Genomic DNA, 13,386 nt, shown 5'->3' with positions numbered 1-13,386 from the left:
CTGTAGTATTTTTCTTCGTTACGGGCATTTACTTTGCTGCGACTAATTGTTCCAGTTCGAGACTGATCGTTTTGGATCGTTTTGCGGCTTGTTTGACCGCCTGTTCGATCGCTTCGCCTCCGCCGCTTTCTTCCAAGGCCTTTAAACCGGCGGCAGTCGTACCGTTGGGGGAAGTGATGTTGTCTTTGAGAACAGCTGTATCCTCAGGGCTTTCCAACAGCATTTTGGCGGCGCCTAACAATGTCTGCGCGCCGATTTCCCTTGTTAATTTTTGGCTTAATCCAGCCTCGGCTCCCGCTTTTTCGATGTGCTCCATTAAATAATAAAAGTAAGCAGGCCCGCTGCCGGCAATGCCAGTGAAAATGTCCATTTTGCTTTCTTCGATGGAATAGACTTCTCCCATGCATTGAAGCAGTTGTTTCGCGGTTTTTGACAGATCGGCCGTTACATGGCTTCCTTCGGCCATGGCGGTTGCAGATGCGCCGATTGCACTTGAGGTATTAGGCATGATTCTGATGACCGGCTGCATGTCGTGCAGCGTGTTTTCAATAAATGATATTGATATGCCAGCTAAAACTGACACGATAAGCTGATGGGGTTTGATATGCGGTTTTATGGAATTAAGAGCGCCCTCTGCATCTTTCGGCTTCATCGCCAGGATGAAGCAATCGATGTTCTGATAGTCAAGTTGTTCTTTTTTGACGCCTTGTATTCCATATTTCTGCTGGAGTTCTTCTAAACGCCGGTGGTTCGTGTGGTTTGTAACATAGATTTGCGAAGCAGGCAGTTTTTTGGATTGAACGATGCCTGAGATCATTCCCTCTGCCATTGATCCCGCCCCTATAAAAGCTACGTTTTTTTGATTAAAGATCTTTAACATCTCCCTTTGTTCGCATTTCTGTTCGTATTTTTCGAACACGGTTAGTATATTAACACTTTAGATCATTATGTCAAGTTTGCGTGTTTTGCTTGGACGGTGCAGAGCATGTGAAAAATGGAGATTTTTGAAGAAAAAAGGAAAAGAAAAGGAGGCTGAAGGCAGATTCTTCATCTTCATGTGCACCTTTTGTCGTTTGTCATCCGGCCATTTGAAGGCCGTTTGAATGATTTAACGGAATTTTTTGGAGATCAACAGCCTTTCGGACCGGTAAAAAAGTATGTTCCTCGAGCCTTGTGAATGCAATTGAAAAAGCGCGGGTTCGAAGCTTGTCGAACCCGCGCCTGCCAACATCAATATGTTGTGATGTAAAGCTGCCCCTCATCACCGCGCCATTCCGCATACAGCACCTCTTGATACTGAGTGATACCCTGACTTGATAATTGATTTTGCAGCCAAAGCTCGTCAAAGCCGGCTTCATGCAGATTGTTCTTTTCTAGCTCGCCGTCGAGGATTAACGGCACCGGGAGCTGAACCGGTTTGTAAGGGATGTTTAAGTCTTCTTTTGTCGGCATCCCGTATTTGTGTTTTGGCAGGACACTGAGCGAACCGTCTGTTTCAAGGATGGCATATTGGATCTCGTTTAAGGAAAAACAGCCTTTTTTACGTGCCAATGTCTGCAGCTGGTTCAGGTCCAATTTATTTTTTTTGAGGGCGTTATAATCGATTTTTCCTTTATTGATCACAATACTTGGCCTGCCCTCGAGAAAACCTCTGATGTTTTGCACTTTTTGTGATAAAACTTCTATTGAATAGATTAGAATGGCCCAAACGAGGATGGTGAAAAGGACTTTCCAGATGGTGACATCCTGATCGAAAATCGCGTTTCCAACCATTTCCCCCAATATTAAAGCGGAAATAAAATCAAACGGCGTAATTTGGGCAAATTGGGTTTTCCCCAGAATTTTCGTCATCAGAAATAAAGCTGCAAACCCTATCGTCAGTTCGACTACCAAGTGTACATATTCCATCAAGGTTCCCTCCCGAATCTCTCTCTTCATTGTTAACAATCGGGATGTAGTTTATACCAGAGGAATACTTTTCCTGAGAAAAAGGGCCATCTGCTGCGCCGCGCCTTCTGCCAATCCATTGGTATTCTTCAAAAAATAGCGGCGTCGTGCCAACCTCTTCTTCGATCATACGGCTGAGAAGTGCCGTTCCGCTCATGACTTCTCACGATCAGGCAATGAAACAGATAAAGCTGCACGAGCGCCTTTTTTAAATCCGGCTGATTCCGGGCCTTAGTCCCAATCATCCAAAACAGGCGGGTCCGGTTAACTAAAGTCCCTCCATGCGGCAGGCTCTCTTTTTTGCCCCCTTCCTCCAACGATCGACTTTACATGATCCCTGTTTCTTCGGACATCTGATTGTTTCTGCCTGGCATGTTTCATAAGGCTTACAGATCCAAGAGTGGCAAGAAAAACACATAAAACAACTACAACTGAATATAAATCAAAATCGAGAAAGATTTTCACGAGACTATACGAAATGACAAGTGAAAAAACCGGTGAAACAACCCATACTTTCATTAACTTCAAAATAACGCTTTTACGAAAAATTGCCCTTCCCTTTTCAGAAAGGCCAATCCCGATGATGCTGCAAGTCGTAATCTGGGTTTGCGGCACGGGAATGCCGAATAGCGAAGCGCCGATGACTAGGGACGCACCGAGTCCAGAAACACATGACCCTTGCAAAAGCGAAAACTCGGTGATTTTTTTCCCATTCGTCTCAATGACTCTGCTTCCAAGGCAAATGGCTCCGATAGCCACGAACAGCCCTCCAAGAAACGTTCCGCTGCCGACTGACAAGAGGCCTGCTCCAACGAGAGGTCCAACGGAATTGGCGACATTGTTCATTCCCGCCGAAAAAGCTTCTAAAAACCCGGTTAAAATCACCAGCGCAGTAAGCAGCCGCGCCCATTTTTGCTGTTTGAGCCACCGCAGCTTCGCCTCAGTCTTTTTCAGCAATTGTCCAATTAAAAAAGCGAGAAAAAATGCGGCAATCGGAATGATCAGCCAATACATGACGATCACCAACAGCTTATCGGTAAATACCGCCTGAAACGCGACGCCGACCCCGACAATCGAGCCGACCGTCACCTCGCTGGTTGAAAGAGGAATCCCGGCGATGTTCGCGATAAACAGCGAAATCGCGGATGATCCAAGGATAATCACGACAATATGCACATTGAGAATAGACGCGGGAATGATGCCTGAACCGATTGTTTTCACAACCTCTCCTCCGCCTATCATGGCGCCCAGAAATACGCCAATTCCGCTGATCCACAAGGCCGCCTGCCTTTTCCTGACGGCGCCTGCGCCATATGCTATTCCCATCGACGCTGCTGCTCCGCTCGCTCCTATGTTCATGGCAAAAAACAAAGCGATAATGAATGCCAAAATTGTAATCGTCATTTTTTACCCAGCTCCTACCGGAATTGATGCAGCCCGCATTCTGTTTTTTCCTGGTGGGCCCACCTTCCCGCTCTTAAATTGCCGCTGTCTGTCACGGGAAGCGTACACACCTCACAGCCGATGCTCGGATAATCTTGATCATGAAGCTTGTGATACGTCAGCTGATTCAGCTTAATGTAAGTCCAGACATCCTCCCATGTCCAGTGAATAAGGGGGCAGATTTTAATCAGTTTAAAATTGTCGTCCTTGTTGATATATCGGACATGTTTCCGTGTTTCCGACTGCTCCCGCCTCAGCCCGGTAATCCAGGCTTCCATGCCTGACAGATGCTCCCTGAGCGGCTCGATTTTGCGAAGGCGGCAGCACTGGTCCGGCTGGCGCTTCCAAAGTTCGCTGCCATAGCGTTTTTCCTGCTCTTCAAGTGAGAGACCGGGTTTTAAAAAGTGGATCGACAGACCGGGATAGCGATCTTTCACTTCATTGATCAGCTCATATGTTTCCGGAAAATGCAGTCCTGTATCTAAAAACACGATGTCCGCTTCTTTCACAACCTTTGAAATCAAGTCGATCAAAACGATTCCTTCCGCGCCGAAGCTGCAGGCGTAAACGATTTTTTGATACGTGCTGTACGCCCATTTCAAAACGTCCATCTCGCCGCTGAAAGTATCCATCACCTCTTCAGAAGCTTTTTCATTCCATGTGTGATACGTTAAAACATCGTTCATCGATTTTCCCCCAATACGTCCTAAAGGTTAGTTTTCTTACCCCCTGATACGAAACATGAACTGAAAGAACATATAGGCAGATTATTCACTTTTTAAACTAAATGTGATCTGGAAATTGTTTTGATTTCAGCAATTTTGTGAATATCTGAAAGACCCGGCGCGCCAAATTGAAATAAACCGATTCATATCAGTCAATCATTACATCTGTCTTGTGGCATTAAAAATAAAAACTGACGGTGAGAGATCCGGATTTGATATACTGATATATTTTCTAATGTTAAGTAAGGGCTTCGCGAATCTGTCGCAGGCTTTCTTTTTACGTCAGTTTTCATTGTGAAGAACTAGTGAGGAACCATATGAAAGGACGGCGAATATACTTACTTTGACTTCACAAAATGGATAGATACCTAGTTGAGAAGCAAGTCAGGCGATGAGAGGCTAACATGCTGCCTAATGGGGAGGTGGACGAAGATCACTCCTTGCCGAACGGCAACACATGAATGGGAGAAACGATAAACGGGAAAAGGTGAATTCTTAATGTGACAGCTGAATAATGGCCGACAGACATTTACCTAAAAGTATGAAAGATACAGCAGATTGTGAGGGGTAATCAATGATTTCTTCTGAACTGATACTGCCCGACAGGCAGCTTAAACCAAGATTGAAAGGGATCACCATCCTGATTGATAACGGGGTTCCCTTGAACTTTTTTAAAGATACGATTCACGGAGCGGCAGATTATATAGATTTTGTGAAATTTGGCTGGGGAACATCTTTAATTACGAAATATTTGGTTGAGAAAATCGAATGTCTGAAGCAAAATGACGTTCAATTCTTTTTTGGCGGAACATTGTTTGAGAAGTTTTTAAGCCAGGATAAAATTGAAGATTACTATCGCTACTGCAAATTATATGGATGTCGTTATGTGGAAATATCAAACGGAACGGTCCGTCTCTCTAATAAAGATAAAGCAAGCTTTATTTCCGATTTTTCGAAAGAGTTTCACGTGTTCAGCGAAGTCGGCAGCAAAGACAGCGCCCTCAGCAGTGAGCTGGAGTCAGCCGAATGGATCGATTACATCCTCGAAGATCTTGAAGCCGGGGCCGAAAAAGTGATCACGGAAACGAGGGAAAGCGGCACGAGCGGGCTGTGCAAAAGCGATGGAGAAATGCGGTCCCAGCTTATTGAGGAGATCCTTCATTCCGGCATCGCTTCAAGGGATTTAATTTTTGAAGCGCCGACGAAACAGCTGCAGACGTGTTTCATTGAAAAAATCGGTCCTGACGCCAATTTGGCTAATATACCGTTTCAGGATGCCATTCCGCTTGAAACGCTGAGACTGGGACTTCGATCAGATACATTTTATTTATATGATTAGGGTCGTTTGAAAAGCGGCCTATTTTTTATTGCGGAGACTGGCGATAGGCATCAATAACGGACGGAAGCGAATCTGATAAATCGCATCGATGATCCTCGTAGAAATCCACTGGCAGATTAGAGCTTGGATAACGATTCCCCAGGCGATGACAGACGCCGTCAAAAGGAAGATAAATGCGTTCATCATAAACAGCGCAGTTCCCGGTTTTCCGCCGCGGTAAATCGATATCATTAAAGCCAGGGCGCCAAAACCGCCGTTAGAAATATTGTATTTATATAGCAGTCCAACCCCCGTCCCCAAAAGGACGGATCCGTAAAATAAATCCAGCCAGATATTGTTCGTCGTCATGAAGGGCATGCAGGATTCGAAGATCTGCACCGAAACGGACGTCATGGTAATCGCCCCCATCGTCCCGAAGACTGTCACGGGTTCAAGCCATTTAACGGCCGTCAAAAGCAGCGAAAAGTTGACAGCCCAGACGGTTAATCCGTGCGGAACCTGAAACCAAAAATTGAGCAAAACAGCGATGCCGGCTGCGCCCCCTGAAGGAATATGATTCGGAAACAAAAACAGCGCCATGCCGAGACCCTGTAACACGCTGCCCAACACGATAGCCTGTACGATTTTGAGCTTTCTTCCCATACGGATATAATCCCCTTTAAAGAAACTTGTCCTCTTTCCTACTATATGTAAGGGGAAATGAAAAATATCACATTTTTTCGAGTTGGCGCTATCACATGTAAGACGAGCCGTCCCATCCATACGCTTCTACGAGCTCTGTATCGATTTCGATTTTGTCCGGGACTTGAATGCAGCCGTTTTTTATGCTGACGGGCACGAGTTGTGTGAACGGATTCTCCATCGCATCCCATTCGAGCGGTTCGATATCTTCTCCGTCCATTTTGGTCCAAGGCGGCAGACAGGCTTGTCCGAAAACGGCGTACATTCTTGAAAGTCCGCCGTCATAGCTGTGGGGAGAAACCCTTTTTCCGAAATGCCTGGCGAGCTTCAGAACGGTTTGAAAATCGTCTGTGCCGTCACAGTGCATAACATCTGGCTGAGCAATATCGACTGCGTTCTCCAGAAAAATCGGCAAAAACGGTTTTGCGCCTTTTACATTTTCTCCTCCGGCAACCGGAACAGAAAGCGCTGAACGCAGCATCCGGTATTCAGCGGGAACGTCAAACGGCATGGGCTCTTCAAACCAAAGTACGTTGCCCCAGGCGGAAAACCACGTTTCCCACTTCCGTGCGGCGGCCTGGTCATAACTCTGGTTTGCATCGAGGATCAGTCCGGTGTTTTGCCCTGCCATCTCCTGGAATGCCTGAATATGCGCCAAATCTTCGGAAAACAACTTGCCTCCCGCTTTCAGCTTGACGGTTTTAAATCCGAACCGCACGGCTTTTTCGACGAGCCGGAGGGAATGGCGGCTCCAATCGGGCCTGTCTGAATATGATTGGAATGACGCATAGACCGGGATCTGCTCCCTCAGTTTTCCTCCCCATAATTCACATACCGAAAGGCCTGCTTTTTTCGCCGTGATGTCCGTTAAAGCCATGCTTACAGCAGCTGCGGCCCGCTGATGCCACTTTTTAATGACGGTGACAAGCTCCGTGCGATTGCCCGCTTCTTTTCCAATTAAGTAAGGAATGATCCGTTTTTTAAAGCCCGCATCCAAAGCAGGCAGCCAATCCGCGCATTCCCCCCATCCCGACAGGCCTGAAGCTGTCGTGATCCGAATCAGGTAGCATGTTCTGTAGCTTTTCAATCCGTTCGCATCGCCGTAAGGGGAGGAAAGCTTGTGGAACAGCGGAAATGTGTCAACCTTTTCAATGCGCATATTTTTTCCTTCCCTCCTATCTTGCGTCAGCAGGCTGCAGCCCTTTCTCCCCTTTTTTGGTGTCTTCCTTTTTGACGTGAATCATAGTCAGCACCAGCACACCGACGATTAATGTCAGGCCTGCAATCGACATAAACATGCCGAGTTTCGACCATTCCATCAGCCTCCCGAAAATCGGCGGACCGATCGCGACTCCTAAAAATCTGACCGATCCGTACAGCGAGGTCACAAAGCCGCGCCTCTCTTTTCCGACAGCCCCGGTTATGAAGCTGTTGACACACGGCAGAACAAAGCCTGTACCGATGCTGCTGATGACAAGGATCGAGATAAAAGGAATGAGCGCGGAGAAAAAAGACAGTGTGCCGTAGGAAATCGTAATCAGAGCGAGCCCGATAACCATCATTTTTTTCATCAGCTGCTGATTTTGTCCGATTTTGCTGCCCGTAATATATGATGTTGTACACATGACAAGCAGGGGGATCGCCAAGATCAGACCTTTTTTTACGCCGTCTGTATGAAATTCTTTTTCCAAAACATCAGATAAGTAAAAGAGGATGCCAAACAGAGTAAACAAACAGACGGCTCCTGCGAGATATGCGGTGAAAAGCCATCTGCCCTCATGTTTAAAAACGCTTGTCAGCCCTTTCACATATTTTCCGAGAGGCGGCGGATCTTTTTTCTTGTCTTTTTCTTTGATAAAAATCCAAGTCAAAATGATCGGTGCAATACAGAAAGCAGGAAATGCAAAAAACACCCAAAACCAAGCGATCAATGCAATCAATGATCCTAAAATCGGAGACAGCACTTTTCCGAAGCCGTTCGAGGCTTCAACGAGACCGAGCACCCGGCTTTCTTCAGATCCTTTAAAAAGGTCTCCTGTCAGCGCCATTGCGATCGGCGCTGTACCGGCTGCTCCAAGCCCCTGCAGTCCTCTCCCGAAAAGCACCCACGGGAAAGCGTTCGCAAAGGTCGTCGATGCAAATCCTGCAAGAATCCCGCCGGCCCCGTAAAGGAACAGGCACGGAATAATCACCACTTTCCTTGAGAAGCGGTCCGCCAAGTAACCCAGCAGCGGAATAAAGAGCGCTGCAGTAATCGAAAACACGGTAATGACAAGGCTGACTTGAAATTGCGATAAATTGAGTTCAGATTTCATCTTCGGCAAAATCGGAATCAGCATCGAATTTCCCAACGTCATAATCAATGGGATCGACCCGATAGCGACAACCGTCATGCCAGAGGTTTGTTTTTCTGCCATAAATTTGTACATCCTTCCTTATTCAAAATGAACTGTAAAAGTTAAGTAATCCGTTTGACCCGTCATCAACTGAACTTCGTTCCCGGCCGTTTTTCAGGTTCGCGCCGGCCGAGCCGTTCCGTATATAAATCGATATCCACCGCATACCTCGGCCTTCTTTTCACTTCGGTGAAAATCGTTCCGATATATTCGCCGATAATGCCGATCCCCATCAATTGCAAACCGCCCAAAAACCATATCGAAATGATCAACGAAGCCCAGCCTGCATTCGTGTAGCCGAGCAGCTTTTGAATCATTGCATATATACCTGCGATACAGCTTAGGAAAAATAAGAAGAAGCCAATCAGGGTAAAAAAACGGATCGGAGCGACACTGAATGACGTAATCCCGTGAAAAGCGAAAGACAGCATTTTTTTCAGCGGATATTTCGTTTCTCCAGCCAGCCGCTCTTTTCGGTCATAGAACACTTTGGCCGACCGGAGGCCGATCAAAGGCACCAGACCGCGCAGGAAAACATTTGCTTCTGCATAGCGGCTGAGCTCTTCGAGCGCCCGTTTATTCAAAAGCCGAAAGTCGGCATGGTTATCGATCAGCTGGATGCCGAGCTTATTCATGATCCGGTAGAACCATGCGGCTGTCGTTCGTTTAAACCATGTATCTGTTTTCCGGCTGCGGCGTACGCCGTAGACGATTTCATAGCCTTCATGATATTTTTCGATAAACCGGCGAATCGCCGAAATGTCATCCTGAAGGTCGGCATCGATTGAAATAACGCAATCCGATTTTTGCTTCGCTTTATCTAGTCCGGCTAAGAGAGCTTTTTGATGTCCGGAATTACGGGCCAGCTTCAAGCCTGTCACATAGCGGTTTCTTGTACTTTCCATAGCAATCAGCGGCCATGTGCGGTCCGTCGATCCGTCATCGACAAATAAAAGCTTGCTCTCTGCAGAGATCAGCTTGTCTGCTGTGAGATCATCCAATACCGCAGTCAGCTGTTTTGCGGTTTCGGCAAACACGTCCTCTTCGTTATAGCAGGGTATGACGATTGTCAGCAAAGGCTGTTGAAGATTCAATTTGCTTCCTCCTTATCGATGCTTATTTCGCTTCATATACATAGATGTTCCAAGCGGACTGCGGGTGGCTGAACCGATTTAAAAACGCCAGCTTGTTTTGTTCTGCATTCATAATCGGAACCGAAGCAAAAATATATCGCCCCCCCATTTTTTTGAACGCTTCAGTGTTCAATTCGAGGTTCGTGATTTTTTTCTTCGTGTTCTTTTTGAACGCGTAATGTTTTCCGAGCTCGTCAACAAACAGGTAGCAGCGGCTCCCCCACTCATCGAAATAGCGCTTCAGGACCGGATTTTTATCAAGCTCTTTGGCGATGATTTTCCGGAATTGATACTTGTATTTCAGCGGATAAATATTGGCATACGTATCAAGTGTGTAAAAACCGTTATACTGCGCAATCGCGGGATGAAGGCCGATGCTCGCCACCCGGTAGGAATCGGGAGAACGGCCGATGAACCGTTTGATCTGTTTGAACTGATCTGATGCATAAAATTCCCGAAAGGTCGGGGCATGGTGGTATGCGCCGTAAGTCAGCTCTTCATGAAACGGTATAAGCACGAGCAGCTGGGCGACCAGCGCGGCATGGACGAAGCGCCGCCATCTCTTCCCCATTTTCCACAATATGTAGCATGCAACTGCAAAGCTTGCGTATATCACAAGAGGGCGCAAAAAGTGAAAACGCGCGAAATTGAATGCCGAAAGCAGACTGATCTTTTCCTTTGGAAGCGCCCACAGCTTGTTGAACCAGAGGGCATACCATAAAGAAAGCGCATAATTTAAAATGAATAAAAAGATGAACAGCTTTTCTTCTCTTGGCCGCTTTTTTCGTTGTCTCGCAACGACGAGCCCGAAAGTGAGCACAATCAAAGGCAGTATCACCGCCGTATGGACGGTCATGACATGATTGTGGCCGAGCACGAAATTTTTAAATGAAAGCCGAAACGAATGAAGGATGTCATGCCTGGATGAAATAAATTCAACCCGATGCATCGTTTCGCCTGAAGCGAAAACCGAATAAACAAGCCGGTATTCTATCGCCAGAAAAATGCCCGTCATGAGAGCGATGCTTCCGAGAAAGCGAAGGTTAAAGCTGCGCTTTGTAACCAAATCATAAAGCCAAATCAGCGAAACGGCCGCAAGGAAAAAGAAGAAACCGAGCACAAAGCTTGAGTAAAGCGGCAAAAGCGCAAGGGTCGCCCATTCTTTCCATGAGTCTCTTCCTGCCCTGATGTTTAAAAACGCCCATAAAGCTAAAGGATGGCCAAGCGTGCTGAGCATTCCCGAAGGCCAAAAGGGTGTCAGAGCAAAAGCAAGCGATACCGCGATTCTGATGAAATACGCTTTTTCATCGCGAATCAAATGGCTTTTCAGCAGCAGATACATCCCGACAAAGGCAAACACCCTCGTGATCGTTTGGCTTATAGCGTATGCGGTCATCGAGGGAAACAAGGCATGAAGCCATACAATGCCGCTCCATTCCGTTCCGTAAGCATCCCGCGGCAGTCCGTTGATGATTTGCGGAATAACGGCTTTAACACCGCCGAGCAGTTGACCGCTTTCCGCCAGCACCTTATACCATGCGATGTTGGAATCCAGGTTGTCATGCACGCGGATATGAGCGTCTTCATTTAATATGTAAAGCGGAAGGACATAGAGAAGAATGACACTGAATGCGAAAATCAAATATCGCTTTTCCTTGCTGGTCTTTTTGACGAATAACGACACGAATACCACATCCAATTTTGTTCTCTTTTGGAAATATAGAGCTTTTATCATATCGCTGTTATTATTCGTGGAAGCGTTTTGAAAAATTCATCAAAATGAAAAAAGCTGTCTGTTTCACCAGACAGCTTCGCTTTACCCATTACCAAGGGTACGGGTAGTAAGGGTAGTATGGATAAAAAGGAAAGAACGGATAGAAGAATGGATACGGATAAAACGGCGGTCTTGGTCTAGGGCGCGGCCTTGGCCGCGGATAGGGGTAGCCGCCGTAGCCGCCATAAGTAAAAGGCTGCTGTCTATCCGCATCCGTCCAGTCATCTTGATATTGATAAGTTTCTTCCACTGTTATAGCCTCCTTTATTGCGTTGCATAATTTAGGTTATGTTATATACCATGAAATGGAGTACGTACACAATTTTTTTATCATTGCTTTTGTATAAATTCGAACAAATAACGATATGGCATTGTAAATCAAACAAAAAACAGCCTGCCCTGTCAACCTAAAGAAGGTCGCAGGACAGGCTTTATTTATATGATGTGAATACCCCTTTGTTTTACGGCAGTACAGAACTTCCCATTAAATATTTGTCAACCTCACGGGCGACTTCGCGTCCCTCGTGAATCGCCCAAACGATCAGGCTTTGTCCTCTTCTCGCATCCCCTGCTGCGAAGACTCCATCGACATTCGTTTTAAATTCCCCGTATGCTGCGTCAACTTTATTTCTCACCGTATTTACCCCGAATTGTTCAAGCAGCGGCTGTTCCGTTCCTTCAAAGCCGATGGCAATAAAGACATATTGAGCAGGCCATACTTTTTCCGTTCCCGGAATTTCGTGAAACTCAAATTTTCCTTGATCATTCTTTTCTTTTTTCATTTGAATCGTATGCAGTTCTTTCAAATGGCCGTTTTTATCTGCGACAAGCTTTTTCGTTTGGATCGAATATTGTCTCGGATCGCTGCCGAATGCTGCTTGCGCCTCTTCATAAGCATAGTCCAGTGAATGGACATGCGGCTGTTCAGGCCACATATTTTCGGCGGTTCTTGTATCGGGCAGCTTCGGATGTTTGCCGAACTGGACGACGCTTCGCGCTTTTTGGCGCAAGGCCGTTGCAACGCAGTCTGCCCCGGTGTCTCCCCCGCCGATGACGATGACATCTTTATTTTTCGTATTGATAAACTGTTTATCTTTAAAATTCGAATCGAGCATGCTTTTTATAGTGCCTGTTAAATAGTCCATGGCAAAATGGACACCTTTTGCTTCACGGCCTTCAATCAAGAGATCTCGCTGTTTTTGGGCTCCTGTGCAAAGGATAACCGCATCGTACTGTTCTTTTAGCTCGTCGGCTGTAATATCTTTGCCGATTTCCGTATTGGTGACAAAGTCGATGCCTTCCTGCGTCAATAGTTTGATGCGGCGTTCGACAACGCTTTTTTCAAGCTTCATGCTTGGAATGCCGTACATTAACAGGCCGCCCGGGCGGTCGCTGCGCTCGTAAACAGTGACCGAATGCCCCGCTTGATTCAATTGATCGGCGCTTGCCAGACCGGCAGGCCCTGAGCCGACGATCGCGATTTTCTTGCCGCTCCGTTTTTTCGGAATCCGCGGCTGAATCCATCCGTTTTCAAATCCTTTGTCAATAATCGTCCGTTCGATCCCTTTGATGGATACCGCAGGGTCGGAAATCGCCACCGTACAAGAGCCCTCGCAAGGCGCCGGACAGACCCGCCCCGTGAATTCAGGGAAGTTGTTTGTCTTCAGAAGGCGGTCAAGCGCTTCTTTCCACCTTCCCTTGTAAACGAGGTCGTTCCATTCAGGGATTAAATTGTGAATCGGACATCCTGACGTATAACCGCCTATATCCATGCCGATTTGGCAAAAGGGGGTGCCGCAGTCCATGCAGCGCGCTCCCTGTCTTTTTGATGCTTCCTCAGAAAATGGAGACGAATATTCGTTCCAGTCATTTATCCGTGTGAGAGGATCGCGTTCAGCAGGCTTTTCCCGCTTGAATTCCATAAATCCTGTTGCTTTGCCCATTTTCC

At 46.7% G+C, this 13,386-nt stretch carries 12 protein-coding genes; 1 reads left to right on the top strand and 11 read right to left on the bottom strand.

Annotated elements, in window-relative coordinates:
• Positions 1–28 precede the first annotated feature (28 nt).
• The 4 genes from proC to ACVC9U_RS08670 form a co-directional block, all read right to left on the bottom strand.
• Positions 29–880: a pyrroline-5-carboxylate reductase gene (gene proC, locus ACVC9U_RS08685; RefSeq protein WP_075223382.1), complete on the bottom strand. Its 852-nt coding sequence runs from the start codon at positions 878–880 to the stop codon at positions 29–31.
• Positions 881–1,230: 350 nt separating this feature from the next.
• Positions 1,231–1,908 (bottom strand): DUF421 domain-containing protein, encoded by a 678-nt coding sequence (locus ACVC9U_RS08680; RefSeq protein WP_441390609.1) that lies wholly within the window; start codon positions 1,906–1,908, stop codon positions 1,231–1,233.
• A gap of 303 nt (positions 1,909–2,211) precedes the next feature.
• Complete coding sequence (locus tag ACVC9U_RS08675; protein WP_061578613.1) at positions 2,212–3,351, bottom strand: inorganic phosphate transporter; 1,140 nt, start codon at positions 3,349–3,351, stop codon at positions 2,212–2,214.
• A gap of 14 nt (positions 3,352–3,365) precedes the next feature.
• Positions 3,366–4,076: a phosphoadenylyl-sulfate reductase gene (locus ACVC9U_RS08670; protein ID WP_441390606.1), complete on the bottom strand. Its 711-nt coding sequence runs from the start codon at positions 4,074–4,076 to the stop codon at positions 3,366–3,368.
• A gap of 613 nt (positions 4,077–4,689) precedes the next feature.
• Between ACVC9U_RS08670 and ACVC9U_RS08665 the strand changes: the two genes are divergently transcribed.
• On the top strand, positions 4,690–5,454 hold the full coding sequence (locus ACVC9U_RS08665) for a phosphosulfolactate synthase (RefSeq protein ID WP_075754369.1): 765 nt from the start codon (positions 4,690–4,692) through the stop codon (positions 5,452–5,454).
• Positions 5,455–5,472: 18 nt separating this feature from the next.
• On the opposite strand, the gene ACVC9U_RS08660 is transcribed toward ACVC9U_RS08665, so the two are convergent.
• The 7 genes from ACVC9U_RS08660 to gltD form a co-directional block, all read right to left on the bottom strand.
• Positions 5,473–6,096 (bottom strand): YitT family protein, encoded by a 624-nt coding sequence (locus ACVC9U_RS08660; protein WP_075754367.1) that lies wholly within the window; start codon positions 6,094–6,096, stop codon positions 5,473–5,475.
• Positions 6,097–6,187: 91 nt separating this feature from the next.
• Positions 6,188–7,294 carry a mandelate racemase/muconate lactonizing enzyme family protein gene (locus tag ACVC9U_RS08655; RefSeq protein WP_075754365.1) on the bottom strand — a complete coding sequence of 369 codons (1,107 nt, stop codon included), beginning with the start codon at positions 7,292–7,294 and terminating at the stop codon, positions 6,188–6,190.
• A 16-nt stretch (positions 7,295–7,310) separates the two neighbouring features.
• The gene (locus ACVC9U_RS08650) at positions 7,311–8,552 is read right to left on the bottom strand and encodes an MFS transporter (RefSeq protein ID WP_075754363.1); all 1,242 of its coding nucleotides are present in this window, start codon (positions 8,550–8,552) and stop codon (positions 7,311–7,313) included.
• Positions 8,553–8,617: 65 nt separating this feature from the next.
• Positions 8,618–9,625, bottom strand: a complete 1,008-nt coding sequence (locus ACVC9U_RS08645) for a glycosyltransferase family 2 protein (protein ID WP_075754361.1) — start codon at positions 9,623–9,625, stop codon at positions 8,618–8,620.
• 22 nt (positions 9,626–9,647) lie between these two features.
• A complete protein-coding gene (locus ACVC9U_RS08640; protein ID WP_441390602.1) occupies positions 9,648–11,363 on the bottom strand; it encodes a DUF6044 family protein in 1,716 nt (571 codons plus the stop codon).
• A 124-nt stretch (positions 11,364–11,487) separates the two neighbouring features.
• The gene (locus ACVC9U_RS08635; protein ID WP_020451719.1) at positions 11,488–11,688 is read right to left on the bottom strand and encodes a hypothetical protein; all 201 of its coding nucleotides are present in this window, start codon (positions 11,686–11,688) and stop codon (positions 11,488–11,490) included.
• A gap of 211 nt (positions 11,689–11,899) precedes the next feature.
• The gene (gene gltD / locus ACVC9U_RS08630; RefSeq protein ID WP_075754357.1) at positions 11,900–13,381 is read right to left on the bottom strand and encodes a glutamate synthase small subunit; all 1,482 of its coding nucleotides are present in this window, start codon (positions 13,379–13,381) and stop codon (positions 11,900–11,902) included.
• Positions 13,382–13,386: the final 5 nt, after the last annotated feature.

It is taken from the genome of Bacillus sp. GM2 (assembly GCF_056155945.1).
Note: the sequence above shows the minus strand (reverse complement) of the source record. Positions and strands in the feature narration are given on the sequence as shown.